Genomic DNA, 252 nt, shown 5'->3' with positions numbered 1-252 from the left:
GCTAGCTTCGAAAGTGGTGAAACTATTATCGTCTATAATCCAGGCAATCCCAACACCACACCAGTAAGTCGCGTGGTCGCTGATAAAGACACCCAAACGCTATATGCTTATGACGATAGTAATAATTTGGTAGCCAGTTACCCGACGACAGTAGGCAGTACAGCAACACCTTCACCAACGGGTACGCATCAGGTCAAAGTAAAAATTCATGAGCCCAATTACACCTATACGAGTGATGATGGTAAAAAGTCG

General features: G+C 44.4%; 1 protein-coding gene. It reads left to right on the top strand.

Annotated elements, in window-relative coordinates; translation table 11 throughout:
• Positions 1-252 (top strand): L,D-transpeptidase (locus tag R0K30_RS22805; protein WP_410613224.1); only part of this gene is annotated, 252 nt, incomplete at both ends.

Source organism: Bacillus sp. SIMBA_154 (assembly GCF_046536015.1).
Lineage (GTDB): Bacteria > Bacillota > Bacilli > Bacillales > Bacillaceae > Bacillus > Bacillus pumilus_P.
The sequence above is the reverse complement of the archived record's forward strand: the minus strand, read 5'-3'. Positions and strand labels throughout refer to the sequence as shown.